This window comes from Microvirga sp. HBU67558, assembly GCF_018069605.1.
In the GTDB taxonomy this organism is placed as follows: Bacteria; Pseudomonadota; Alphaproteobacteria; order Rhizobiales; family Beijerinckiaceae; genus Microvirga; species Microvirga terrae.
In genome coordinates, this window is record NZ_JAGPUP010000513.1 from 1 (window position 1) to 23,915 (window position 23,915).

Here is a 23,915-nt window from a genome sequence, read left to right on the forward strand (position 1 = left end):
CCGCCGTCATGGCCGGGCTTGTCCCGGGCATCCCGATCGGAAGAGCGCCGCGCCTCACCGGATCGGGATCACCGGCACAAGGCCGGTGATGACGAGGAGGGTGTCGGGTCGGGCGGAGGGCGTCAGGACGGGCCGAGGGCGACCCAAGGGCCGCGGGAAGACGGGAGAGGTGCGGGAGCGGGATGGCCGGGACAATGTCTTTGCCGAGGTGCGCAGCCGTCCCGTCCCGTCAAGTTCTCCGCCTCACGGGCCGGAGATCATTGAACGAACGCTTTGACGGCCTAAATGGCAGGGAACTCCCTGCTTCCCGAAAGTCGGCATGTCGGCCAGCCTCATCTTGAACATTTCGCACCGGCCCGCGTCCACGGCTGCGACAGGCAGTCACGATGCACCATAGGCCTGCGCTCAATCTCGACTTCCTGAGCGGAGGCGGCGAGATGGGCGCGCTCATGCGGGCTCACGACTGGACCACGTCGCCCCTGGGTCAGCCGGAAGGCTGGCCGCAGAGCCTCCGGACCGTGGTGAGCCTGATGCTCACCTCCAAGTTCCCCATGTTCGTCGCCTGGGGGCCGCGCCTCGCCTTCCTGTACAACGACGGCTACAGGCCCATCTTCGGGGCGAAGCACCCGCATGCCCTCGGCCTGCCGTTCCGGGAGGTATGGTCGGAAATCTGGCCCGACATCGAGCCGCTGGTCACCAAGGCGCTCGCCGGCGAGGCGACGTTCCACGAGGACCTGCACCTGGTGATGGAGCGCCACGGCTACCCCGAGGATACCTGGTACACCTTCTCCTACTCGCCCGTGCGCGACGAGACGGGCGGCATCGCCGGCATGTTCTGCGCCTGCACGGAGACGACCGGTGAGGTCAAGCTGCGCGCCGCCCTGCGGGCCGAGCAGGACCGGCTGCGCGAACTCTTCCAGCAGGCCCCCGGCTTCATGGCGATGCTGAGCGGGCGCGACCATGTCTTCGAGCTGGCGAACGACGCCTATCTTCAGCTCGTGGGCCACCGTCGCGACATTATCGGCAAGACCGTCCGCGACGTTCTGCCCGAGGTCGCCGGCCAGGGTTTCTTCGAGCTGCTCGACAGGGTCTACACGAGCGGTGAGCCGTTCGTCGGCCGCAACCTTCGGGTCGGCCTCCAGCGGCGGCCTGGAAGCCCCGTCGAGGACCGCTTCGTCGACCTGGTCTACCAGCCGGTCACGGACAGAGACGGCAAGGTCACGGGCATCTTCGCCGAGGGATACGACGTCACCGAGCGGGTTCAGGCCGAGGAAAGCGTCCGCGAGAGCGAGGCGCGGTTCCGCAATCTCGCCGACAATGCCCCGGTGATGGTCTGGGTGACGGAAGTCGACGGGACCTGCTCCTACCTGTCCCGCACCTGGTACGAGTTCACCGGCCAGAGCCCGGAGACCGGGCTGGGTTTCGGCTGGCTCGACGCCGTTCATCCGGACGATCGCGGCTGGTCGGGCGAGATGTTCCGGACCGCCAATGCCCGCCAGGAGCCGTTCCGGCTGGAATACCGGCTCCGCCGGGCCGACGGCACCTATCGCTGGGCCATCGATGCCGCCGCGCCGCGCATCGGCGAGGACGGCACCTTCCTGGGCTATGTGGGCTCGGTGCTCGACATCACCGAGCGCAAGGAGATCGAGGAGCGCCTGCGGGCGAGCGTGGCGGAGTTCCAGACCGTCACCAACGCGGCGCCCGCCCTGGTCTGGGTCGGCGCGGAAGACGGCCGCATCCTCTACATGAACGAGCGCTGGCACGAATTCACCGGGCAGACCACCGAGGAGGCGCTCGGCTACGGCTGGGCCAGCACGATGCATCCCGAGGACGTGGAGCGCGTCCTGCCCTACTGGCAGCGCTGCCGCGAGACGGGTGAGATCTACGAGGGCGAGGCGCGCTATCGTGGCCGGGACGGGGAGTACCGCTGGCACGCCTTCCGGGCCATGCCGCATATCGGCCCGGAGGGCGCCATCGCGAAATGGTTCGGCGTCAGCGTGGACATCCACGAGCGCAAGGAATGGGAGGAGCATCGGGAGCTCCTCATCAACGAGCTGAACCACCGGGTGAAGAACACCCTGGCCATCGTGCAATCGATGGCCGCCCAGAGCCTGCGGCAGCTGAGCGAGGAGAGCCGCCCCAAGCTCCAGGCCTTCGAGGATCGCCTGTTCGCGCTCGCCCGCGCCCATGACGTGCTCACGCGCGAGAACTGGGAAGGCGCGGAGCTCCGGGAGATCATCGACGAGGTGGTCGAGCCCTATCTCCGGCAGAAGACGAGGCACCTCGACATCGAGGGCCCGCGCCTCCGCCTCATCCCGCGGACGGCCCTGGCGATCGCCATGGCGATTCACGAACTCGCCACCAACGCGGCCAAATACGGCGCGCTCTCCGTCCCGTCGGGATGCGTTCACATCACCTGGGCGGTCGAGCCGGGCGAGGTTCCGCGCCTGGTGCTGCAATGGCAGGAGCGCGACGGCCCGCGCGTCACCGCCCCGACCCGCCGCGGCTTCGGCACGCGGCTGATCGAGCGGAGCCTGGCGCAGGACATCGGCGGCGACGTCCGGCTGACCTATGCGCCCACCGGGGTCGTCTGCGTGATGAACGTTCCGTTGACCGAGACGGGCGGGACAGCGGAGCACCATTCAGCCTATTGAGAGCCCGACTGTGCTTGGCCTTCCGGTCGCGGTGCTGCGCCAGGAACCCTGGCGCAGCCTTGCGCGTCACCCTGCGGTGATCGTGCCATACCGATCGCAGGAGACGGGACCATGATCCGTGCCGTATCGGCTGCCTTGGCCCTTGTGGCGTCCATGCTGGCGTCCATGCTGGCGTCCTCCGCCCTGGCGGCAGAATGGGCCGACGACGAGGCGCAGGCCGATGCCTGCGAGCGGACGCTCGCGCTGTTGACGACCGGCAAGGTCGACGAGGCCGTCGATGCGATCTTCCTGGTGGCGCAGCCTTGGGACCCGAGGGCGGTCAGGGCGCGCCAGGAATACGCGAAGCTCGCCGATTCGATGCGCGGCTTCGTGCGCGCCGGCCTCGACGCGGTGCACAGGCAGAACGACTCCACGATCGTGCGCTCCCACCGGAGGGTGTCGCGCCCGACCCTCGGCGAGCGGGTGATTCATGTCGAGCAATGGGAGTTCGACAACGGACGCAAGGTCTATGCGGGCTGCGTGCGCTGGCCCAATGCGGCGCCGGGAAAAGGCTGGGTCACCGAGATGGAATTCGGGCCCGACGAGGCCGAGGTGGTCGAGCGGCTGGGCGAGAAGGTCAGGCGGATGGGCGCCAAATAGCAGAGCCTCGCGGCAGGGTTCGATCGATCCGATGCGCGATGCATTTCCCGCGTGCGCCAAAATAGCGGGGAAGCCCTGTGCGACAAGCTCTCCATCCGGACATCTGCCCCGTCAGGAATGCAATTGTCCGCAGCCCGGCAAAGGACCGAGCATCGCAGGTGATCGATTCCCGACGCCACTCCGATCCTGGAGAAAAAGGGACGGTCGATGTCGCTCAGGGAGGAGAACGCGATGGGAGCTTTGACCGGAACCGCACGCCTGATGCCGTATGTGGGCCTTCTGCTCGCCAGCACGGCCATTCCGGCCGTCGCCGACATGTCGAGCGCCGTCCGGACCACGTCGCAGCAGGTGAAGGGCCTGCAGGCGCCGGCGGAAATCATCGTCGATCACTGGGGCATCCCGCACATCTATACGGCCAACCAGCACGACGCCTTCTTCATGCAGGGCTACAATGCGGCCCGCGACCGGCTCTGGCAGATCGACCTGTGGCGCAAGCGCGGCCTCGGCCTGCTGGCGAAGGATTTCGGCCCCGATTATGCGGACCAGGACCGGGCCGCCCGCATGTTCCTCTATCGCGGCGACATGGACAAGGAATGGGCCGCCTACGGGCCCAACGCCAAGACCTACACGGAAGCCTTCGTGGCCGGCGTGAACGCGTTTGTCCAGGAGGTCCGGGACGGCACGCGGCCGGCGCCGGCGGAGTTCAGGATCGCCGGGACGCAGCCCGATCTGTGGAAGCCCGAGGACGTGGTCCGCATCCGCAGCCACGGCCTGACCCGCAACGTGGCCTCCGAGGTGCGGCGCGCGCAGGTCGCCTGCGCGGCCGGCCTCGACGCCGACCGCCTGCGCACCAAGTTCGAGCCCGAGTGGCAGACGAAGGTCCCGGCCGGCCTCGACCCGTGCTCCATCCCCAAGGACGTGCTGAAGGATTACGAGCTCGGCACCAAGGACGTCTCGTTCGTGGCCCCGCAGAAGAAGGCCTCCCTGGACACCCATGAGGACTTCCTCAACGAGGCGATGGCCAACATCGACCGGATCGGGTCGAACAACTGGGTCGTGTCGGGCTCCCGGACGGCCACGGGCCGGCCGATCCTGGCGAACGATCCGCACCGCGCCCACGGGGTGCCGTCCCTCCGCTACATCGTGCATCTGAACGCGCCCGGCATGTCGGTGATCGGTGCCGGCGAGCCGGCGCTGCCGGGCGTCTCCATCGGGCATAACGGGAAGATCGCCTTCGGGTTGACGATCTTCGCCATCGACCAGGAGGACCTCTACGTCTACGAGCTCAACCCGGCCAATGCCAACCAGTACAGGTTCCGCGACGGCTGGGAGGACATGAGGGTCGTGCGCGAGACCATCGAGGTGAAGGGCGAGCAGCCGCGCAATGTCGATCTGCTCTTCACGCGCCACGGGCCGGTTCTGTCGAAGGACGATGCCGGCCAGCGGGCCTTCGCCATGCGGTCGGTCTGGTTCGATCCCGGCACCTCGGCCTATTTCGGCTCGTCGGACTACATGACGGCGCAGGACTGGAACGGCTTCCTCGAGGCCATGAACCGCTGGGGCGCTCCGTCCGAGAACCAGGTCTACGCGGACACGGACGGCAATATCGGCTGGGTCCCGGGCGGCCTTACGCCGAAGCGCGTGAGCTATGACGGCCTGATGCCCGTGCCGGGCGACGGGCGCTACGAGTGGGAGGGCTTCATCCCCCTGTCCGACCTGCCCAAGGAGTACAACCCGGCCCAGGGCTTCTTCGCGACCGCCAACCAGAACAACCTGCCGCCGGATTACCCGGTCAACGAGCGACGGATCGGTTTCGACCAATGGGCCGATCCGGCGCGGTTCGAGCGCATCACGGAGGTGCTGAAGGCGAAGCCGAAATTCACCCTGGCCGACGCCATGGACCTGCAGAACGACGACACGAGCATGCTCGGCCGCAGGCTCGTCGCGCTGGTGAAGCCGCTCCGGTCCGAGGACCCGAAGCAGCGGGCCGCGCTCGAGCTGCTGCAGACCTGGGACGCCCGGGAGACGGCCGACAGCGCCGGCGCGGCGCTGTTCGAGGTCTGGACCAGCAAGCATCTCGGCCGCGCCACGGTGGCCGCGACCACGCCCGAGGCGGCGCGCGCCATCATCGGCAACGGCAGCCTCTCGGCGGTGGTCGACTACCTGGAGAAGCCCGACCAGGCTCTCGGGGCCGATCAGGCGGCGGCCCGGGACAGGGTTCTGCTCCAGAGCCTCACGGCGGCGGCCGACGAGGTCGGCAAGCTTCTCGGCGACGACATGGCGCAATGGAAGTGGGGCAACCTGCACCAGGCCGAGTTCAGCCACGCCCTGAAGCCGCTGGCCGACAAGGCCACCCAGGCGCAGATGACCGTCGGGCCGCTGGTGATGGGCGGCGGCAACAACGTGCCGCACGCGGCGGGCTACAGCACGTCCACGTTCAAGGTGACGTCCGGGGCCTCGTTCCGCATGGTGCTCGACGTGGGCAACTGGGACGCCAGCCGGGCCATCAACACGCCCGGCCAGTCGGGCAACCCCTACAGCCCGCATTACCGCGATCTCGCGCCACTCTGGGCAACCGGCGATTACGTGCCGCTGGTCTATTCCCGGGACGCGGTGGAGAAGGCCGCGAGCGAGCGCCTCCAGCTGACGCCTTAGGGTCCGGATTGCCAGGCTTGTGGGCTCTGAGAAGGACCGGCGCGCAGCCGGTCCTTTTTGACGACGATCCGCTCTTGCCGTTACTGGCTCGGAGCCGGGGCGCTCGCCGCCACGCGCCACACGACGTTGCCCGTGTCGTCGGCGACCAGGAGGGCGCCGGTCCCGTCGATGGTCACGCCCACGGGTCGGCCGCGGGCCTGGTCGCCCTCGATGAACCCGGTGACCACGTCCTGCGCCTTGCCGGACGGGCGGCCGTTCTCGAACGGCACGTAGACCACCTTGTAGCCGTTGAACGCGGTGCGGTTCCAGCTCCCATGCTCGCCGATGAACGCGCCTCTCCGGTAGGGCTCCGGCAGGGTGGAATTCATCGCGAAGGTCAGGCCGAGCGCCGCCACGTGGCTCGAGAGCGCGTAATCGGGCTTCACCGCCTTCTGCACCATGTCCGGGCGCGGCGGGTGCACGCGCTCGTCCACGTGGCTGCCGAAATAGCTCCACGGCCAGCCGTAGAAGGCGTTCTCCTGCACGGAGGTCAGGTAGTCCGGCACGAGGTTCGGGCCGAGCTCGTCGCGTTCGTTCACCACCGTCCAGAGAACGCCGGTCTCGGGATGGAACGTCAACCCGTTGGGATTGCGCAGGCCCGACGCGAAGACGCGGGACAGGCCGGTGGCGCGGTCCACCTGCCAGATGGCGGCCCGGCCCTTCTCGGCCTCGAGCCCGCGCTCGCCCGCATTCGAGTTGGAGCCCACCGACGCGTAGAGGAACCGGCCGTCGGGGCTCAGGGCCAGGTCCTTGGTCCAATGATGGTTGATCGGCCCGCCGGGCAACGGCGCCAGCACCCGGGGGGCGGCCGTGATCGCGGTCTCGCCGAGCCGGTAGGGATAGGCCAGGATCGCGTCGGCGGCGGCCACGTAGAGAATGTCCTCGTGCCAGACCACCCCGAAGGGCGAGTTCAGTCCCTTCAGCAGATCGTGGCGCTCGTCGACCGTGCCGTCGCGGTTGGTGTCGCGCAACAGCGTGATCAGGTTGCTCTCCTTCTTCGGCCCGCCGCTGTCGCCCTTGGCGATGGCCATGATCCATTGCCGGATGTAGTCCTTGGGCCGCGACAGCGGCTTGCCCTCCGGCGCCCGCGACTGGACGACGAGCACGTCGCCGTTCGGCAGGGTGCGCACCAGGCGCGGGCTGACCAGGTCCCGGGCGTAGGCCGTCACGGTCATCCCCTGGGGCGCCTTCGGCGCCTGTCCGTCCTTCCAGCCGACCACCTCGGCGACCTTCAGGTCGGGCAAGAGCTCCGTGCTGGGCTCCGGCAGGACCGGGTCGGGGCCGATCTGGCTCGCGACATCGAAGGATCCGTTGCCGTCGTTGCAGCCGGCGAGCGCCAGAACCAGGAGGCACGGTCCCGCGAGCGCGGAAACGGGCCGGACGCGGAATCGATCAGTCATAGGCGTGCTCTCCCAGGGCAGGTCCATAGGCGAACGACGTGCTGAGCCAGAGCGTGACGAGCAGGGCCAGCACCGTCAGGGCCGACAGGGTCAGGCCCCAGGGCACGACCGCCGTCCAGCCGTCGGCCGCATGGGCCAGGTTGTTGAAGAAGGCCAGGAGCAGGACCACGAGGGTGCCGATGGCGGCCGGCCAGCCGAACCGCACGGCCCGGGTCCGGAAGCGGACCAGATAATAGAGCGCCCCGAAGACGGCCGCCGCCACCCCGACGGTGATCCCCGCGAGCAGGAGCCAGGCGGAGAACTCCACCCACATCAGGTTCGACGTGCGCCAATAGGCGATGTCGGCGGCGAGCGCGAGGATGAAGCACGCAACGGGAAACGACGCCAGCAATCTCTGGATCGTATGCCCGGCAACCGCCGCTCGCGACGGCCGGGACGGAACATGGAACGACGGCATCGGGCCTCCCTCGCGCGATGAGACTTTTATCTCTACGGCTGAGTTTCCCTTAAGTTCCCCGCTCTCCCCAAAGGGCACTCTCACATCAACGCGACAGGACGGGGATTGGCTGCACGCGGACGCCGACACCCTCGCACCTCATGGCCGGGCTCATCATCGGGATCATCGGCACTGGGCCGGTGATGACGTCGAGGCGAGATGACGGACGGATTGTCGTGAAGCAACGCGGTGTCGGAAATGAAAATGGCCGGGACAGGCCCGGCCATTTTGCAGCATCCCGTCGTCTCGTCGCTTACAGCCCGAGCTTCTTCTTGCGCTGGGCCAGCGTGCGCAGGCGCAGAGCGTTGAGCTTGATGAAGCCGGCGGCGTCGCGGTGGTCGTAGGCGACGGCGCCTTCCTCGAAGGTGACGAGGTCCTGGTCGTAGAGCGTGTAGGGGCTCTGGCGGCCGATGATGTGGACGCCGCCCTTGTAAAGCTTGAGCGTCACCTCGCCGGTGACGAATTCCTGGCTCCTGTCGATGAGGGCCTGGAGCATCTCGCGCTCGGGCGAGAACCAGAAGCCGTTATAGATGAGCTCGGCGTATTTCGGCATCAGCTCGTCCTTCAGGTGCGCGGCGCCGCGGTCGAGGGTGATCGACTCGATGCCGCGATGGGCGAGGTGAAGGATCGTGCCGCCCGGGGTCTCATACATGCCGCGGCTCTTCATGCCGACGAAGCGGTTCTCGACCAGATCGAGGCGGCCGATGCCGTTGATCTTGCCGAGCTCGTTGAGCTTCGCGAGAAGATCGGCCGGGCCCAGCTTCTGGCCGTCGATGGCGACCGGGTCGCCTTTCTGGAACTCGATGCGGATCACGGTCGGCTTGTCGGGGGCGGATTCGGGATCATTGGTGCGCGAATAGACGTAGTCCGGCACGTCGAGCGCGGGATCCTCAAGCACCTTGCCCTCGGAGGAGGCGTGCAGGAGGTTGGCGTCGACGGAGAACGGGGCCTCGCCGCGCTTGTCCTTGGCGATCGGGATCTGATGCTGCTCGGCGAAGGCGATGAGCTGCTCGCGGGAACGCAGATCCCATTCGCGCCAGGGAGCGATCACGGTCACGTCGGGCTTGAGGGCGTAATAGCCGAGTTCGAAGCGCACCTGGTCGTTGCCCTTCCCGGTGGCCCCGTGGGACACGGCGTCCGCGCCCACCTTCTCGGCGATCTCGATCTGCTTCTTGGCGATCAGAGGCCGGGCGATGGAGGTGCCGAGCAGGTACAGGCCCTCGTACTGGGCATTGGCGCGGAACATCGGGAACACGTAGTCGCGCACGAACTCGTCGCGCAGGTCCTCGATGAAGATGTTTTCCGGCTTGATCCCTAAGAGCTCGGCTTTCTTGCGGGCGGGCTCCAGCTCCTCGCCCTGGCCGAGATCGGCGGTGAAGGTCACCACCTCGCAGCCATAGGTGGTCTGCAGCCACTTGAGGATGATGGAGGTGTCGAGGCCGCCGGAATAGGCGAGCACGACCTTGTTCACGCGCTTCTCAGCCATAGCAAAGGTTCCGATGATAAGGGTGCTCGCGACTTAGAACATCGGGCCTCAAAGGGAAAGCTCCTTGTTGGTCGGGGAAGGCGGTATGTGTCCGTTGCATTCCTGACCGGAAAGCCAGGGGCTGCCATAACTTCAGGGAATGCGATAGGCCGGATCCGGGAGCGAAAAGCCGGCTCCGGGAGGCGGCCCGTTCTTCCTCCAGGCATCCGGCAGTGAAAGGCGTCCATGATCCGTCAGCCGCAGCTCGAATTCTGGTACGAATTCGCCTCCACCTATTCCTATCTCGCGGCCATGCGCATCGAAAAGGCCGCCGCGGAGGCCGGCGTCGGGCTCCTGTGGCGCCCGTTCCTGCTGGGCCCCGTCTTCAAGGCTCAGGGCCTCGAGACCTCGCCCTTCGCGGCCTATCCGGTCAAGGGGCGCTACATGTGGCGGGACATGGAGCGGGAGGCGGCTCGGTACGGGCTGCCCTTCTACCGTCCCAAGACTTTTCCCCAGAACGGGCTCCTGGCGGCGCGCGTCGCGCTGGTCGGCGTCGAGCCCGGCTGGACGCCGGCCTTCACGAAGGCCGTGTACACGATGGAATTCGCCGAGGGCGGGAACATTGCCGATCCGCAGGATGTTATGGGCGTCCTGACCGGCCTGAACCTCGATGCCGAAGCCGTCCTGGCGGAAGCGCAGGGGGAGACCAACAAGATGCGCCTGCGCCGGATGGGCGACGAGGTGCAGTCCCGCGGCCTCTTCGGGGCTCCGACCTTCTTCACCGAGGATGGGGAGATGTTCTGGGGCAATGACCGGCTCGAACAGGCCCTCGACTGGGCGGTCGCCCAGGCCCGGCGCTCGGACTGGCCGGTTTGACCCACGGTCAAGCCGGCTCTATGTCGACCCTAACGAGATAAGGCCGCAGCGAGACGCCAATCGCCGGCACCGTCCGACAATCCTTCCATCCTCACCGCAAAGCCATGCGCTCCTTCGCCAGGAGTGCATGCCCCCGTTGGAAAACGAGACGCATGATGTTGATGAAAAACAGTGTCGCCGACCAGAAAGGCCGCCTCAAATCGATCCTCGGCGGATCGGCCGGCAACATGGTCGAGTGGTACGACTGGTACGTCTATTCCGCCTTCACGCTCTATTTCGCCCCGATCTTCTTTCCCAAGGGCGACCAGACCGCCCAGCTCCTGAACGCCGCCGCGGTCTTCGCGGTCGGGTTCCTCATGCGCCCCATCGGGGCCTGGATCATGGGCATCTATGCGGACCGGAAGGGCCGCAAGGCCGGCCTCACCCTGTCGGTGACGCTCATGTGCACGGGCTCGCTGATGATCGCCGTCACGCCCGGCTACGAGCGGATCGGCGTGTTCGCCCCGATCGTCCTGGTCCTGGCGCGCCTGCTCCAGGGCATCAGCGTCGGCGGCGAGTACGGCGCCAGCGCCACCTATCTCAGCGAGATGGCGGGCAAGAGCCGGCGCGGCTTCTTCTCCAGCTTCCAGTACGTGACGCTGATCTCGGGCCAGCTGATCGCCCTCGCCGTGCTGCTGGTCCTGCAGCAGGTGATGACCGAGCCGGCGCTCGAAGCCTGGGGCTGGCGCATCCCGTTCGCCATCGGGGGCGTGCTCGCGGTGATCGTGTTCTATCTCCGCCGCGGCCTGGCCGAGACGGAATCCTACAAGAACGCGCAGGGCGCGCAGGCGAACGACGCGAAGGCGCCCCGCTCCAGCGGCCTCGCGCTCTTCACCAAATATCCGCGCGAGGCTTTGACGGTGATCGCGCTCACCGCCGGCGGCACGCTCGCCTTCTATGCCTACACGACCTACCTGCAGAAGTTCCTGGTCAACACCTCGGGCTTCTCCCGCGAGGCGGCGAGCCAGATCACGGCCGCGGCCTTGTTCGTCTTCATGCTGCTCCAGCCGGCGGCCGGCGCCCTGTCGGACCGGATCGGCCGCAAGCCCCTGATGGTGGGCTTCGGCATCCTGGGCGTGCTGTTCACCTACCTGATCTTCTCGACGCTCGCCGGCACGAAGGACCCCTATGTGGCCTTCGCCCTCAGCCTGGCGGCCCTCGTGATCGTCACCGGCTACACGTCGATCAACGCGGTGGTGAAGGCCGAGATGTTCCCGGCCCATATCCGGGCGCTGGGCGTCGCGCTGCCCTATGCCATCGCCAACACGGTCTTCGGCGGCACGGCCGAATACGTGGCGCTCTGGTTCAAGCAAGCTGGGATCGAATACGGCTTCTTCTGGTACGTGACCGCCATGGTCGCCATCTCGCTCGTCGTGTATCTGCGCATGCGGGACACCCGCCAGCACAGCCTGATCCACGAGGATTGAGGGCCGGCTCCCCGGCGTCGGTCGTTCCCGTTCACACCCCCGCTTCCCCGAAGCGGGGGTGATTCGTTTCAGGCCCCGCCTGTCGCGGCGGGCTTGTCGATCCCTCCAAAGAGCAGTTTCAGCTTGGCGGAAATATGAGATTCTAATCCCCAAGCGAGACTCGCGGTCGGGCTGACCCGTGGGCGACAAGAACGCCGACAGAGGGAGGTATCCATGACTTCGCAACGCCATGCACCGGGCGGGGACCGTGCTGTCCTGTCCAGACGCAGTCTCATCACGGCCATGGGGGCAGGGGCCTTGGCAGTGAGCTCAGGCCGCGCCCTGGCTCAGGCTCCCGCCCAGCCGCCCAGCACGGTGACCAATCCCCCGCGCGATTTCAGCCCCAGGGGCGCGCCGACGACCTATTTCACCGACCCGGACGTGATCACGGTCGATCCGCTCTTCAACCAATACGCCCAGCCCAACAGCGCCATCACCCGCCTGTGGACGGGAACGCTCTGGGCCGAGGGGCCGGCCTGGAACGCCCAGGGGCGCTATCTCGTCTGGAGCGACATTCCCAACAACCGTCAGATGCGCTGGCTGGAGGACGACGGCCGCGTGAGCGTGTTCCGCATGCCGTCGAACAACTCCAACGGCAACAGCTTCGACTTCCAGGGCCGCCAGCTCTCCTGCGAGCATCTCACCCGGCGGGTCGTCCGCTACGAGCTCGACGGCTCCATCACGGTGCTGGCCGATTCCTTCGAGGGCAAGCGCCTGAACTCGCCCAACGACGTGGTGGCCCATCCCGACGGCAGCTACTGGTTCACGGACCCGCCCTATGGCGGACAGCTCTACGAGGGCGCACCCGACGTGCAGGGCGGGCCGAGCAATGCGGGCGGGCGGCTCAACCCCAAGCTGGGCCAGCCCGTCGGCATCGGCACGGTGCGGCGCGAGCTGCCGACGAACTGCTACCGGGTCGACCCGAGCGGCCGCGTCGACCTCGTGGTCACGGAGGACCAGGTGCCCGACCCGAACGGGCTGTGCTTCTCGCCCGACTACAAGAGGCTCTACGTGGCGAGCACCGGCAAGGGCCCGGGCGACACGGGGCCGGGCGGCAAGGGCGACATCCATGTCTTCGACGTGGGCACCGACAACCGGCTCTCCAACCGCCGGCTGTTCTCCGACTGCATGATCGACGGGGTGAAATGCGGGCCGGACGGCCTGCGCTGCGACGTGGACGGGAATCTCTGGGCCTCGAGCAATGCCGGCCGGGCGGTCGGCTACAACGGAGTCACCGTCTGGACGCCGGAGGGCAAGCTCATCGGTCGCATCCGCCTGCCCGAGGTCTGCGGCAACATCTGCTTCGGCGGGCCCAAGCGCAACCGGCTGTTCATGGCGGCGAGCCAGTCGCTCTACGCGGTCTACCTGAACACGCAGGGGGCCGGGCCGGGCTGAGGGCCGGGCCGCTGCCGCGGGGATTCTCGCAAATCCTTGAAAGCCTTGTGATCCGGGGCCACATGGGATAAAAGAACCCCCATCCGACAGGACATTGACGGTTTATCAAGCGTAGGGCGCGTGTTCCGCGCCCTTGTGGCGTCCCGAAAAGTCTTGCCGGACCAAGCGTTTCCATCCGTCGATGATACGCCGGCCCGCTCAGGAGAGCGGCATGCCCTGGACATGGCCCTAAAAGGGGCGTCCTCGGGCAGCGGCGGCTGGAAACGGCCCGTTAACACGAGCCGCCGGCGTTGCCCCTTTGAACGAGGGCCATTCAGGAGAACCTATGTCTGCAGCTTTGCAACAGCCGAGCCGTGAAGATTTCGCGGCCCTGCTCGAAGAATCCTTCCGCACCTCCGAGATCAGCGAAGGCTCGGTCGTGAAGGGCAAGGTGGTCGCGATCGAAAAGGACGTCGCGGTCATCGATATCGGGGCCAAGACCGAAGGTCGCGTCGCCCTGAAAGAATTTGCCGGCCCGAACCGCGACCAGACGGTCGTCGTCGGTGACGAGGTCGAGGTCTATGTCGAGCGCATCGAGAATGCGCTGGGCGAGGCCGTCATCTCCCGTGACAAGGCCCGCCGCGAAGAGTCGTGGGTGAAGCTCGAGAAGGCCTTCGAGGCTGGCGAGCGCGTCAACGGCACGATCTTCAACCAGGTGAAGGGCGGCTACACGGTCGACCTCGACGGCGCCGTGGCGTTCCTGCCCCGCTCGCAGGTCGACATCCGCCCGGTGCGCGACGTCACCCCGCTCATGGGCGTGGCCCAGCCGTTCCAGATCCTCAAGATGGATCGCCGCCGCGGCAACATCGTCGTGTCGCGCCGTACGGTTCTCGAGGAGAGCCGCGCCGAGCAGCGTTCCGAGCTCGTGGCCAACCTCGAAGAGGGTCAGGTCATCGACGGCGTGGTCAAGAACATCACCGAGTACGGTGCGTTCGTTGACCTCGGCGGCATCGACGGCCTGCTGCACGTCACCGACATGGCATGGCGCCGCGTCAATCATCCGTCCGAGGTCGTAACCATCGGCCAGACGGTGAAGGTGAAGATCATCAAGATCAACCACGAGACGCACCGCATCTCGCTGGGCATCAAGCAGCTGCTGGCCGATCCGTGGGAGGGCATCGCCGCCCGCTATCCGGTCGGCGCCAAGCTGAAGGGCCGCGTCACGAACATCACCGACTACGGTGCGTTCGTCGAGCTCGAGCCTGGCATCGAAGGCCTGATCCACGTGTCGGAGATGTCCTGGACGAAGAAGAACGTCCACCCGGGCAAGATCATCTCCACCTCCCAGGAGGTCGAGGTCGTGATCCTCGAGGTTGACCAGGTGAAGCGCCGCATCTCGCTGGGCCTGAAGCAGACGCTCCAGAACCCGTGGGAGGCCTTCGCCGAGAAGCACCCGGTCGGCACCGAAGTCGAAGGCGAGGTCAAGAACAAGACCGAGTTCGGTCTGTTCATCGGTCTCGAGAACGACGTCGACGGCATGGTCCACCTTTCGGATCTCGACTGGAACCGTCCGGGCGAGCAGGTCATCGACGACTTCAAGAAGGGCGACGTCGTGCGCGCTCAGGTTCTCGACGTGGACGTCGAGAAGGAGCGCATCTCGCTCGGCATCAAGCAGCTTGCGGGCGATCCCTTCGCCGAAGCCGGCGAGATCAAGAAGGGCCAGATCGTCACCTGCGAGGTTCTCGAGGTGAAGGACGGCGGCCTGGAGGTGAAGATCGTCGACACCGACCTCACCACCTTCATCAAGCGCAACGAGCTCGCTCGTGACCGCGCCGACCAGCGCCCCGAGCGCTTCGCCGCCGGCGAGAAGCTCGATGCCCGTGTCACGCAGTTCGACCGCAAGGCCCGCCGCGTCACCGTCTCCATCAAGGCCCTCGAGGTCGCCGAGGAGAAGGAGGCCATGGCCCAGTACGGCTCGACCGATTCGGGCGCGTCGCTCGGCGACATCCTGGGTGCCGCCCTCAAGGCCCGCACCGACAAGAAGTAATCGGGCTCCGCACGTCGGAGACTGATGGATCCCCGGGCTCCGGCCCGGGGATTTTCATTTCCGCAAGCCCGCGCGAGTCATCGCGCGGGTTTTTTGTTGGCCATCTTCCTTTCCGCCCTATCTGCTTGCGCGCGGGCGCATTTTCGGCTGCAGCGGATTCGGGCTAGCCACCTGGAAATTGCGTCCAAACCGCTCTAGGGTGCTGCCCTTCTCATCCGACTTGGAACCAGCAAGAGACCAATCGATGTCCATCGATGCCGAAGCCATCGCCGACCGCCGCCGTCTGCGCCGCAAGCTGTCCTTCTGGCGCGTCGCCGGCTTTTCCGGCCTGATCGCCGCCGTGGCCGCCCTCGGCTACGCTGCCGCCGACCGGGCGGGATACGGGGCGATCCAGAACCAGATCGCGCGGATCTCCGTCGACGGCGTGATCACCGGCAACCAGCGCCTGGCCGACCTCATGCAGCGCGTGGGCGATTCGAGCGCGGTCTCCGGCGTCGTGATCTCCATCAACAGCCCCGGCGGCACCACGACGGGCTCCGAGGAGCTCTACCGCAACATCCGCCGGCTCAGCGAGAAGAAGCCCGTTGTCACCTTCGTGGACGGCACGGCCGCGTCGGGCGGCTACATCACGGCGATCGCCACCGACTACATCGTCGCCCGCGAGACATCGCTCGTCGGCTCCATCGGGGTGCTGTTCCAGTATCCCGACCTGTCAGGCCTCATGGGCCAAGTCGGCGTGAAGCTCGAGGAGGTGAAATCCTCGCCGCTCAAGGCGGAGCCGAGCCCGTTCAAGCCGACCTCGCCCGAGGCCCGCGCGGCCATGCAGGCGGTGGTCAACGACACCTACGACTGGTTCAAGGCCTTGGTGCGCGAGCGCCGCCGGCTCAACGAGGGCGAGCTCGCTGCAGCCTCCACCGGCCAGGTCTTCAGCGGCCGTCAGGGCGTGCCCATGAAGCTCGTCGACAGGATCGGCGGCGAGCGCGATGCTGTCGTCTGGATGGAGCAGAACAAGGGCGTGGCCAAGGATCTGCCGATTCGCGACTGGAAGCCGAGCAGCGACCGGGATCTGTCCTTCTTCGCCATGAGCGCAACGGTAGCCGACCTCTTCGGATTCGAGCGCGTGGCCGATGCGCTCCGCCGGACATCGTCCCATGCCGAGATTGCGCAACTTGACGGCCTTCTGGCTGTCTGGCAACCTTCGGAAAAATAAAGCAACGTCAAAGATATAGCCACTCCATGATCAAATCCGAACTGGTGCTCAAGATCGCCGAGCAGAACCCGCATCTCTATCAGCGCGACGTCGAGAAGATCGTGAACGCCATCCTCGATACGATCGGCGACGCCCTCGCCAGGGGCGACCGGGTCGAGCTGCGCGGCTTCGGCGCGTTCTCGGTGAAGAAGCGCGATGCCCGCACGGGCCGCAACCCGCGCACGGGTGCAGCCGTTTCCATCTCCGAAAAGGTCGTTCCCGTCTTCAAGACGGGCAAGGAAATGCGGCAGCGGCTCAATGCTCCGGCCCCGAAGGTGCTCAAGGCCGCGGCCGCGCAGTGAGTTCTGCCCACGGTCCTTGCCCATGATTCTTGAAGTCATTCCTGAGAGGTGTTCGTGATTCGCTTCCTGAAGGCGCTCATTCTCCTGCCGGTGGCCATCCTGGTCGTTCTGCTCGCGGTCGCAAACCGCGCGCCGGTCACGCTGTCGCTCGATCCATTCTCGCAGGAGGCGCCTGAATTCGCCACGCAGCTGCCCCTGTTCGCCGTGATCTTCGCGGCCGTCATGCTGGGCGTGGTCATCGGCGGCACCGCGAGCTGGCTTGCCCAGGGCAAGAACCGTCGCAAGGGACGTCAGTCGCGCCGCGAAGCGCGCCAGCTGCGCTATGAGACCGAGCGGCTCAAGTCGCAGGGCGCTTCGGGCAACACGCTGCCGGCCACGGTGTCCTCGTCCCCCAGCCCCAGGTTCTAAGACAATTCCATGCGCGTCGTATCCTCCGCCGAGATCGATCGGGTCCTGTCCTTTCCTGCCCTGATCGAGGCCCTCGCTGAGGCCTTTCGCGGCGACATGGTCACGCCCGTGCGCCATCACCACGAGATCGAGCGTCCCGGCGCCCACGGTACGCTCCTGCTCATGCCGTCCTGGACCGGACCTGCCATGCAGGACGGGTTCGTTGGCGTGAAGATCGTATCGGTCTTTCCCGAGAACGGCGCCCGGGGCCTGCCCAGCGTGATGGGCTCCTATCTCCTGATGGACGGCGCCACCGGCGAGCCTGTCTCCGTGCTCGACGGAGCCCGCCTGACGGTCTGGCGCACCGCCGCCGCCTCGGCGCTGGCGGCCCGCCACCTGGCGCGCGAGGATGCCAGCCGCATGGTGATGGTCGGGGCAGGCGCCCTGGCGCCGTTCCTGATCCGCGCCCATATGAGCCAGCGCCCCATCCGCGAGGTGGCGCTCTGGAACCACAACGGCGCCAAGGCCAGGAGCCTTGCCGACGAGCTCGCCCGCGAGGGACTGCCCGTCACCGCCGTGACGGATCTGGAAGCCGCCGTGCGGCAGGCCGACCTCGTCTCCTGCGCGACGCTCTCGACCGCCCCCATCGTCAAGGGAGCCTGGCTGAAGGAGGGCGCGCATCTCGATCTCGTGGGCGCGTTCAATCTGAAGATGCGGGAGGCGGACGACGAGGCTCTGCGTCGCGCGCAGGTCTATATCGACACGCCGGCCGCCAAGGTCGAGGGCGGCGACGTGGCCGTGTCGCTTCAGGGCGGCACCATCCCTGACAGCCATATCCGCGGCACCCTGACGGATCTGTGCCGGAGCGCGCCTCCTCGCGACCGCGAGGCCGTCACGGCCTTCAAGTCGGTGGGTGCGGCGCTGGAGGATCTGGCTGCGGCGATGCTGGTGTGGCGCTCGCTGAAAAGCGTTGTAAAATAGCCCTTATGGATAACCTGATCAAAATCTGCGGGCTCTCGACGCCCGAAACCCTCGATGTCGCCCTCGGAGCAGGCGCCGACATGGTCGGCTTCGTGCGCTTCCCGAAGAGCCCCCGCCATGTCAGCCTGGACCTCGGTCACCGTCTCTCCCTTCAGGCCCGGGGCCGCGCCCAGCGCGTGGTGCTGCTGGTCGATCCGACCGACGAGGCCATCGCGCAGGCCATCGAGGCGATCAATCCCGACCTGATCCAGCTGCATGGCGGCGAGAGTCCGGAGCGCGTGGCCGAGATCCGCTCGATGGTCAAACGGCCGGTCATGAAGGCGGTCGGGATCGCGGAGGCGTCGGATCTGCGGGCGCTTCATCCCTATGCCAGCGGCGTCGACCACATCCTTCTCGACGCCAAGCCGCCCCGCACGGCCGAGGCCCTGCCCGGCGGCAACGGGATCTCCTTCGACTGGCGGCTCCTGAACGGGCTTGACCCGAGACTTTCCTTCATGCTGTCAGGAGGGCTCAACCCCGACAACGTGGCGGAGGCGATCCGGCTCACGAAGCCGCAGGCCGTCGACGTGTCGTCCGGGGTGGAAAGCGGTCCGGGCCTCAAGGATCCGGCCAGGATCGAGGCCTTCATCAGGGCCGCCCGGACAGCCTTCGCCGCTGCCCACCCCTAATTCAGGCGGCACGTCCTTCCGGCGTGCCTTCAAGACCTTCAAGGCAGGACAGGCCGTGTCAGCTCAAGCCCAACCCAACTCCTTCCGCACCGGTCCCGACGAGCGCGGGCATTTCGGCCAGTTCGGCGGCCGCTTCGTGGCCGAGACCCTGATGCCGAACATTCTCGAACTGGAGAAGGCCTACGAGGAGGCCCGGAACGACCCGGCCTTCCACGCCGACATGGCGAGCTACTCGACCCATTATATCGGCCGCCCGAGCCCGCTCTATTTCGCCGAGCGCATGACCGAGCATCTTCGCGAGGTTTCTGCGGCCTCCGGCCGCTCGGGCGGGGCGAAGATCTACTTCAAGCGCGAGGAGCTCAACCACACCGGCGCCCACAAGGTGAACAACGTGCTGGGCCAGATCCTTCTCGCCCGCCGCATGGGCAAGAAGCGCATCATCGCCGAGACCGGCGCCGGCCAGCACGGGGTCGCCACCGCGACGCTGTGCGCGCGCTTCGGCCTCGACTGCGTGGTCTATATGGGCGCCGTCGACGTGGAGCGGCAGAAGCCCAACGTGTTCCGCATGAACATGCTCGGCGCCAAGGTGGTGCCCGTGCAGTCCGGCACCCGTACCCTCAAGGACGCCATGAACGAGGCGCTGCGCGACTGGGTCACCAATGTGTCCGACACCTTCTACTGCATCGGCACGGTGGCGGGTCCGCATCCCTATCCGGCCATGGTGCGGGACTTCCAGTGCGTCATCGGCAACGAGACCCGCGAGCAGATGATGGAGGCGGAGGGGCGCCTGCCGGATTCGCTCGTCGCCTGCATCGGCGGCGGCTCCAACGCCATCGGGCTGTTCCACCCGTTCCTCGACGACAAGGACATCGAGATCTACGGCGTCGAGGCGGCGGGCCACGGCCTCGACAAGCTGCACGCGGCCTCGCTCTCCGGCGGCCGCCCGGGCGTTCTCCACGGCAACCGCACCTACCTGCTCATGGATCACGACGGACAGATCCAGGACGCCCATTCCATCTCGGCCGGCCTCGACTATCCCGGCATCGGCCCGGAGCACGCCTGGCTCCACGAAATGGGCCGGGTGAAATACATTTCCGCCACGGACGAGGAGGCCCTGGAGGCCTTCCAGCTCTGCTCGCGGCTCGAGGGCATCCTGCCCGCGCTCGAGCCCAGCCATGCGCTTGCCAAGGTCGCGGAGCTGGCGCCGCAGAAGCCCAAGGATCACCTGATGGTGGTCAACATCAGCGGCCGCGGCGACAAGGACCTGTTCCAGATCGCCGAGCATCTTGGCAACCAGATCGTCTGAGCGGAACCTCAGTGTCGCCCCGGCGGCCCCCAGGGCCGGGAAGGGGATCCATGACGGAGCGTTCGGTTGGATTCCCTTTCCCTCCGCGACGCTTCGGCCGGGAATGACACGCGTGTTCATTCTCATCGCACCATGCTAAAGACCCCGCCCATGACCCAACGCATCGACGCCCGTTTCGAACAATGCCGCCAGGAGGGCCGCGCCGCCCTCGTCACCTATGTGATGGCCGGCGATCCGGATCCGGAAACCTCGCTCCAGATCCTGAAGAGCCTGCCCAAGGCCGGGGCCGACATCGTCGAGTTCGGGCTGCCCTTCACCGATCCGATGGCCGACGGCCCGGCCATCCAGGCGGCGGGCCTGCGGGCCCTGAAGGTGGGCCAGGACACGGTCAAGACCCTCGACCTGATCCGGCGCTTCCGGGCCGAGGATCAGGACACGCCGGTGATCCTCATGGGCTATTTCAACCCGATCTTCGTCTACGGCGTCGACCGCTTCCTGGCCGACGCCAGGGCAGCGGGCGTCGACGGCTTGATCGTCGTCGACCTGCCGCCGGAGGAGGACGACGAGCTGTGCCTGCCGGCGCTCGAGGCCGGGCTCGCCTTCATCCGTCTGGCCACCCCGACGACCGACGACCGGCGCCTGCCGGCGGTTCTCCAGAACACGGCGGGCTTCGTCTATTACGTCTCGATCACCGGCATCACCGGCGCGGCGACCCCGGATTTCGGCAAGGTCGCCACGGCCGTGGAGCGGATCAAGCGCCATACGCCCCTGCCGGTGGTGGTGGGCTTCGGGGTCAAGAGCGGCGCGCATGCGGCGGCGGTCGCCCAGGGGGCGGACGGCGTCGTGGTGGGCTCGGCCCTCATCGACGCGCTGAAGGGCACCCTGGATTCCGAGGGTCGCGCTACGGCAGGCAGCATCGACGCGGTCACGAAGCTGGTGAAGGAACTGAGCGACGGTGTGCGCTCGGTGGCAAAGCGCGCGGCGGCCTAATACATAGAGAGACGGCCCCCGCCCCGAGGAGCAGCGCAGCTGCCTCCCGAAGCAGGGGCCGGAGAGCTCCGGAGATGCTCCGATCCTGCGAGACGGTCACCGTCGTGGCCTCATCGGGGTGAGGGCGTTCAGGAAGCTCCTGACAGAGAAGGATCAGCAATGAACTGGATTTCCGAAGTCGTCCGTCCGAAGATCAAGACGCTCTTCAAGCGCGAGACGCCGGACAATCTCTGGATCAAGTGCCCGGAGACCGGGCAGGTGGTGTTCCACAAGGACGTGGAGGCGAACCAGTGGGTGATCCCGGGCTCCAACCACCACATGCGCATCTCGGCCACCCAGCGCCTGCAGCTCATGTTCGACGGGGCCACCTGGCTCGACGTGGCCGTTCCGGAAGTGCCGGTTGATCCGCTCAAGTTCCGTGACGAGAAGCGCTACATCGACCGCCTGAAGGACGCCCGCACCAAGACCGGCCAGCAGGACGCGTTCAAGGTCGGATTCGGCCGGGTCGAGGAACTGCCGATGACCATCGCGGTGCAGGATTTCGGCTTCATGGGCGGTTCGCTCGGCATGGCGGCCGGCGAGGCCTTCATCAAAGGTGCCGAGACGGCCCTCGACAAGAAGACCCCTTTCGTGCTCTTCGCCGGCTCCGGCGGCGCGCGCATGCAGGAGGGCATCCTGTCCCTCATGCAGATGCCCCGCACCACGGTGGCGATCCGCCGCCTGCGCGACGCGAAGCTGCCCTACATCGTCGTTCTCACCAACCCGACCACGGGCGGCGTGACGGCCTCCTACGCGATGCTCGGCGACGTGCACCTGGCCGAGCCGGGCGCCCTCATCGGCTTCGCCGGCCCGCGCGTGATCGAGCAGACCATCCGCGAGAAGCTGCCCGACGGCTTCCAGCGCTCCGAATACCTGAAGGAGCACGGCATGGTGGATGCGGTCGTGCACCGGCACGACCTGAAGGCGACGGTCGCACGCCTGTCGCGCCTCTTCACCAAGGCGCCGGCTTCCGCGCCCGAGACCGTGACCGTTGCGGCTGCCGCCGAATAAGTGAGACCAGGGCGATGGAATCCTCCGATGCGCTGATCGCGCGCTTTCTCGCCCTGCACCCGAAGACCATCGATCTCTCGCTCGGGCGCATCCAGCGGCTCCTGGCCCAGCTCGGCCATCCGGAGCGCCGCCTGCCGCCGGTGATCCATGTGGCGGGCACCAACGGCAAGGGCTCGACCATCGCGTTCATGCGGGCGATCCTGGAGAGCGCCGGGCTCGCCATCCATGTCTACACCTCGCCCCATCTCGTGCGCTTCCACGAGCGCATCCGGCTCGGACGCTTTGGGGGCGGGCGCTATGTGAGCGAGGAGCGGCTCGTCGAAGCCTTCCGGCGCTGCGAGGCGGTGAATGCGGGCGAGCCGATCACGGTGTTCGAGATCACGACCGCGGCGGCCCTGCTGATCTTCTCCGAGGAGCCGGCCGACGTGCTCCTGCTGGAGGTCGGCCTGGGTGGCCGGTTCGATGCCACCAATGTCGTCGACCGGCCGGCGGCCGCCGTGGTCACGCCCATCGGGCACGACCATGCGGAATATCTCGGCACGACACTCCAGGCCATCGCCGGTGAGAAGGCCGGCATCTTCAAGCGCGGCTGCCCGGCCGTCATCGCCCCTCAGGATTATCTGGAAGCCGACCAGACCCTGCGCGACGCGGCCGAGCGCATCGGAGCATCCCCGCTTCTCGTCGGCCAGCAGGATTTTTCCGTGCACGAGGAGGGTGGCCGGCTCGTCTACCAGGACGAGAAGGGCCTTCTGGACCTGCCGCGTCCGAAACTCATCGGACGCCACCAGTTCACCAATGCCGGCACGGCCGTTGCGGCTCTGCGGGCGGCCGGCTTCGAGCAGTTCGAAACGCAGGCCTTCGAGGCGGGGCTCACCCGGGCGGAATGGCCGGGCCGCCTGCAGCGCCTCAACCGGGGCCGCCTGCCGGCGATCGCCCCGGAGGGCTGCGAGCTCTGGCTCGACGGCGGGCACAACCCCGACGGCGGCCGGGTGCTCGCCGCCGCCATGGCGGACCGGAGCGAGCGCTCGGACGCGCCGCTCGTGCTGATCACCGGGATGCTCGGCACGAAGGATTCCCAGGCCTTCTTCAAGAATTTCTCCGGGCTCGCCCGCGAGGTGATCGCCGTGCCGATCGCCGGCCAGATCGCCGCGCGCCCGGCCGACGAGGTCGCGGCCATCGCGGGAAGCGTCGGGCTCACCACCTCGACGGCACCGAGCGTGGAATCGGCACTCGCCTCGCTGCACAACTACGTCTGGGATCACCCGCCCCGGGTGCTGATCTGCGGCTCGCTGTATCTGGCCGGCGAGGTGCTGGCGGCGAACGGGACGCTGCCGGAATAGATCTCACGTCGACATCGGCCGCCGTGCGTCCTCCGGGGAGGACAGGTGCAACAAAGAAAAAGGGGCCTCTCGGCCCCTTCCATTCCTCAAAACCTCAATGGTCTTAGGCCGAAGCCTGGATCCAGCGGGAGAGCTCGCCCTTGGGGGCGGCGCCGACCTTCTGGGCGACGACCTTGCCGTCCTTGAACACCATCAGAGCCGGGATCGACCGGATGCCGAGCTGGGAGGAGATCTGCGGGTTCTCGTCCACGTTGAGCTTGGCGATCTTCACCTTGCCGGCCATCTCGTCGGAAATCTCCTCCAGGGCCGGACCGATCATGCGGCAGGGACCGCACCATTCCGCCCAGAAATCGACCACCACGGGCTCGGAGGATTGCAGGACATCCTGCGCGAAGCTTGAGTCGGTCACCTTTACGGTCGCCATACCATCACCTTTGACGTTGAACGCGACTCGGGATCCGAGCCGCTCGACTATAGGGCCAAGGTAGGAAC

The 23,915-nt window shown here is 67.2% G+C and carries 19 protein-coding genes and 1 pseudogene; 16 read left to right on the top strand and 4 right to left on the bottom strand.

Features of this window, described 5'->3' with window-relative positions:
• The first annotated feature begins 386 nt into the window (after positions 1 to 386).
• From KBI52_RS13965 to KBI52_RS13975, 3 genes are all read left to right on the top strand, one after another.
• Entirely contained in the window at positions 387 to 2,654 is a 2,268-nt protein-coding gene (locus KBI52_RS13965) for a PAS domain S-box protein (protein ID WP_210808214.1), read from the top strand.
• Positions 2,655 to 2,765: 111 nt separating this feature from the next.
• On the top strand, positions 2,766 to 3,293 hold the full coding sequence (locus KBI52_RS13970) for a hypothetical protein (RefSeq protein WP_210808216.1): 528 nt from the start codon (positions 2,766 to 2,768) through the stop codon (positions 3,291 to 3,293).
• Positions 3,294 to 3,524: 231 nt separating this feature from the next.
• Positions 3,525 to 5,948, top strand: a complete 2,424-nt coding sequence (locus KBI52_RS13975; protein WP_210808218.1) for a penicillin acylase family protein — start codon at positions 3,525 to 3,527, stop codon at positions 5,946 to 5,948.
• On the opposite strand, the pseudogene KBI52_RS13980 reads toward KBI52_RS13975, so the two are convergent.
• From KBI52_RS13980 to KBI52_RS13990, 3 genes and pseudogenes are all read right to left on the bottom strand, one after another.
• A pseudogene (locus KBI52_RS13980) lies at positions 5,887 to 7,387 on the bottom strand (sorbosone dehydrogenase family protein); the annotation flags it as partial. The gene KBI52_RS13975 and the pseudogene KBI52_RS13980 overlap by 62 nt on opposite strands.
• Positions 7,380 to 7,844 carry a DUF2231 domain-containing protein gene (locus KBI52_RS13985; protein ID WP_173945450.1) on the bottom strand — a complete coding sequence of 155 codons (465 nt, stop codon included), beginning with the start codon at positions 7,842 to 7,844 and terminating at the stop codon, positions 7,380 to 7,382. The pseudogene KBI52_RS13980 and the gene KBI52_RS13985, both read right to left, overlap by 8 nt.
• A 292-nt stretch (positions 7,845 to 8,136) precedes the next feature.
• Positions 8,137 to 9,369: an argininosuccinate synthase gene (locus tag KBI52_RS13990; protein WP_210808222.1), complete on the bottom strand. Its 1,233-nt coding sequence runs from the start codon at positions 9,367 to 9,369 to the stop codon at positions 8,137 to 8,139.
• A gap of 225 nt (positions 9,370 to 9,594) precedes the next feature.
• Between KBI52_RS13990 and KBI52_RS13995 the strand changes: the two genes are divergently transcribed.
• From KBI52_RS13995 to KBI52_RS14055, 13 genes are all read left to right on the top strand, one after another.
• Positions 9,595 to 10,224, top strand: a complete 630-nt coding sequence (locus KBI52_RS13995; protein ID WP_210808224.1) for a 2-hydroxychromene-2-carboxylate isomerase — start codon at positions 9,595 to 9,597, stop codon at positions 10,222 to 10,224.
• A 155-nt stretch (positions 10,225 to 10,379) separates the two neighbouring features.
• Positions 10,380 to 11,690: an MFS transporter gene (locus KBI52_RS14000; protein WP_210808226.1), complete on the top strand. Its 1,311-nt coding sequence runs from the start codon at positions 10,380 to 10,382 to the stop codon at positions 11,688 to 11,690.
• A gap of 213 nt (positions 11,691 to 11,903) precedes the next feature.
• Positions 11,904 to 13,124, top strand: a complete 1,221-nt coding sequence (locus tag KBI52_RS14005; RefSeq protein ID WP_210808228.1) for an SMP-30/gluconolactonase/LRE family protein — start codon at positions 11,904 to 11,906, stop codon at positions 13,122 to 13,124.
• Between the two features lie 325 nt (positions 13,125 to 13,449).
• Positions 13,450 to 15,150 (top strand): 30S ribosomal protein S1, encoded by a 1,701-nt coding sequence (gene rpsA, locus KBI52_RS14010; RefSeq protein WP_173945446.1) that lies wholly within the window; start codon positions 13,450 to 13,452, stop codon positions 15,148 to 15,150.
• Positions 15,151 to 15,394: 244 nt separating this feature from the next.
• Positions 15,395 to 16,360: a signal peptide peptidase SppA gene (sppA, locus tag KBI52_RS14015; RefSeq protein ID WP_173945445.1), complete on the top strand. Its 966-nt coding sequence runs from the start codon at positions 15,395 to 15,397 to the stop codon at positions 16,358 to 16,360.
• A gap of 26 nt (positions 16,361 to 16,386) precedes the next feature.
• Positions 16,387 to 16,701 carry an integration host factor subunit beta gene (gene ihfB, locus KBI52_RS14020; protein ID WP_173945444.1) on the top strand — a complete coding sequence of 105 codons (315 nt, stop codon included), beginning with the start codon at positions 16,387 to 16,389 and terminating at the stop codon, positions 16,699 to 16,701.
• 54 nt (positions 16,702 to 16,755) lie between these two features.
• Positions 16,756 to 17,109: a lipopolysaccharide assembly protein LapA domain-containing protein gene (locus tag KBI52_RS14025; protein WP_173945443.1), complete on the top strand. Its 354-nt coding sequence runs from the start codon at positions 16,756 to 16,758 to the stop codon at positions 17,107 to 17,109.
• 9 nt (positions 17,110 to 17,118) lie between these two features.
• Complete coding sequence (locus KBI52_RS14030) at positions 17,119 to 18,069, top strand: ornithine cyclodeaminase family protein (RefSeq protein ID WP_173945442.1); 951 nt, start codon at positions 17,119 to 17,121, stop codon at positions 18,067 to 18,069.
• Between the two features lie 5 nt (positions 18,070 to 18,074).
• Positions 18,075 to 18,737 (top strand): phosphoribosylanthranilate isomerase, encoded by a 663-nt coding sequence (locus tag KBI52_RS14035; protein WP_210808230.1) that lies wholly within the window; start codon positions 18,075 to 18,077, stop codon positions 18,735 to 18,737.
• Positions 18,738 to 18,792: 55 nt separating this feature from the next.
• Positions 18,793 to 20,043, top strand: coding sequence for a tryptophan synthase subunit beta (gene trpB / locus KBI52_RS14040; protein WP_173945440.1), 1,251 nt, complete (start codon positions 18,793 to 18,795; stop codon positions 20,041 to 20,043).
• Between the two features lie 150 nt (positions 20,044 to 20,193).
• The gene (gene trpA / locus KBI52_RS14045) at positions 20,194 to 21,033 is read left to right on the top strand and encodes a tryptophan synthase subunit alpha (RefSeq protein ID WP_210808232.1); all 840 of its coding nucleotides are present in this window, start codon (positions 20,194 to 20,196) and stop codon (positions 21,031 to 21,033) included.
• A 159-nt stretch (positions 21,034 to 21,192) separates the two neighbouring features.
• A complete protein-coding gene (accD, locus tag KBI52_RS14050) occupies positions 21,193 to 22,083 on the top strand; it encodes an acetyl-CoA carboxylase, carboxyltransferase subunit beta (RefSeq protein ID WP_210808234.1) in 891 nt (296 codons plus the stop codon).
• 14 nt (positions 22,084 to 22,097) lie between these two features.
• A complete protein-coding gene (locus KBI52_RS14055; protein WP_210808236.1) occupies positions 22,098 to 23,423 on the top strand; it encodes a folylpolyglutamate synthase/dihydrofolate synthase family protein in 1,326 nt (441 codons plus the stop codon).
• A gap of 103 nt (positions 23,424 to 23,526) precedes the next feature.
• Here KBI52_RS14055 and trxA read toward each other — a convergent pair whose 3' ends face one another.
• On the bottom strand, positions 23,527 to 23,847 hold the full coding sequence (trxA, locus tag KBI52_RS14060; RefSeq protein ID WP_173946795.1) for a thioredoxin: 321 nt from the start codon (positions 23,845 to 23,847) through the stop codon (positions 23,527 to 23,529).
• Positions 23,848 to 23,915: the final 68 nt, after the last annotated feature.

What these genes read in the sequence shown, in the direction of transcription:
- KBI52_RS13965 (WP_210808214.1), top strand. Translation starts at nt 387, where the DNA reads ATGCACCATAGGCCTGCGCTCAATCTCGACTTCCTGAGCGGAGGCGGC.
- KBI52_RS13970 (WP_210808216.1), top strand. Translation starts at nt 2,766, where the DNA reads ATGATCCGTGCCGTATCGGCTGCCTTGGCCCTTGTGGCGTCCATGCTG.
- KBI52_RS13975 (WP_210808218.1), top strand. Translation starts at nt 3,525, where the DNA reads ATGGGAGCTTTGACCGGAACCGCACGCCTGATGCCGTATGTGGGCCTT.
- KBI52_RS13985 (WP_173945450.1), bottom strand. Translation starts at nt 7,844, where the DNA reads ATGCCGTCGTTCCATGTTCCGTCCCGGCCGTCGCGAGCGGCGGTTGCC.
- KBI52_RS13990 (WP_210808222.1), bottom strand. Translation starts at nt 9,369, where the DNA reads ATGGCTGAGAAGCGCGTGAACAAGGTCGTGCTCGCCTATTCCGGCGGC.
- KBI52_RS13995 (WP_210808224.1), top strand. Translation starts at nt 9,595, where the DNA reads ATGATCCGTCAGCCGCAGCTCGAATTCTGGTACGAATTCGCCTCCACC.
- KBI52_RS14000 (WP_210808226.1), top strand. Translation starts at nt 10,380, where the DNA reads ATGTTGATGAAAAACAGTGTCGCCGACCAGAAAGGCCGCCTCAAATCG.
- KBI52_RS14005 (WP_210808228.1), top strand. Translation starts at nt 11,904, where the DNA reads ATGACTTCGCAACGCCATGCACCGGGCGGGGACCGTGCTGTCCTGTCC.
- rpsA (WP_173945446.1), top strand. Translation starts at nt 13,450, where the DNA reads ATGTCTGCAGCTTTGCAACAGCCGAGCCGTGAAGATTTCGCGGCCCTG.
- sppA (WP_173945445.1), top strand. Translation starts at nt 15,395, where the DNA reads ATGTCCATCGATGCCGAAGCCATCGCCGACCGCCGCCGTCTGCGCCGC.
- ihfB (WP_173945444.1), top strand. Translation starts at nt 16,387, where the DNA reads ATGATCAAATCCGAACTGGTGCTCAAGATCGCCGAGCAGAACCCGCAT.
- KBI52_RS14030 (WP_173945442.1), top strand. Translation starts at nt 17,119, where the DNA reads ATGCGCGTCGTATCCTCCGCCGAGATCGATCGGGTCCTGTCCTTTCCT.
- KBI52_RS14035 (WP_210808230.1), top strand. Translation starts at nt 18,075, where the DNA reads ATGGATAACCTGATCAAAATCTGCGGGCTCTCGACGCCCGAAACCCTC.
- trpA (WP_210808232.1), top strand. Translation starts at nt 20,194, where the DNA reads ATGACCCAACGCATCGACGCCCGTTTCGAACAATGCCGCCAGGAGGGC.
- accD (WP_210808234.1), top strand. Translation starts at nt 21,193, where the DNA reads ATGAACTGGATTTCCGAAGTCGTCCGTCCGAAGATCAAGACGCTCTTC.
- KBI52_RS14055 (WP_210808236.1), top strand. Translation starts at nt 22,098, where the DNA reads ATGGAATCCTCCGATGCGCTGATCGCGCGCTTTCTCGCCCTGCACCCG.
- trxA (WP_173946795.1), bottom strand. Translation starts at nt 23,847, where the DNA reads ATGGCGACCGTAAAGGTGACCGACTCAAGCTTCGCGCAGGATGTCCTG.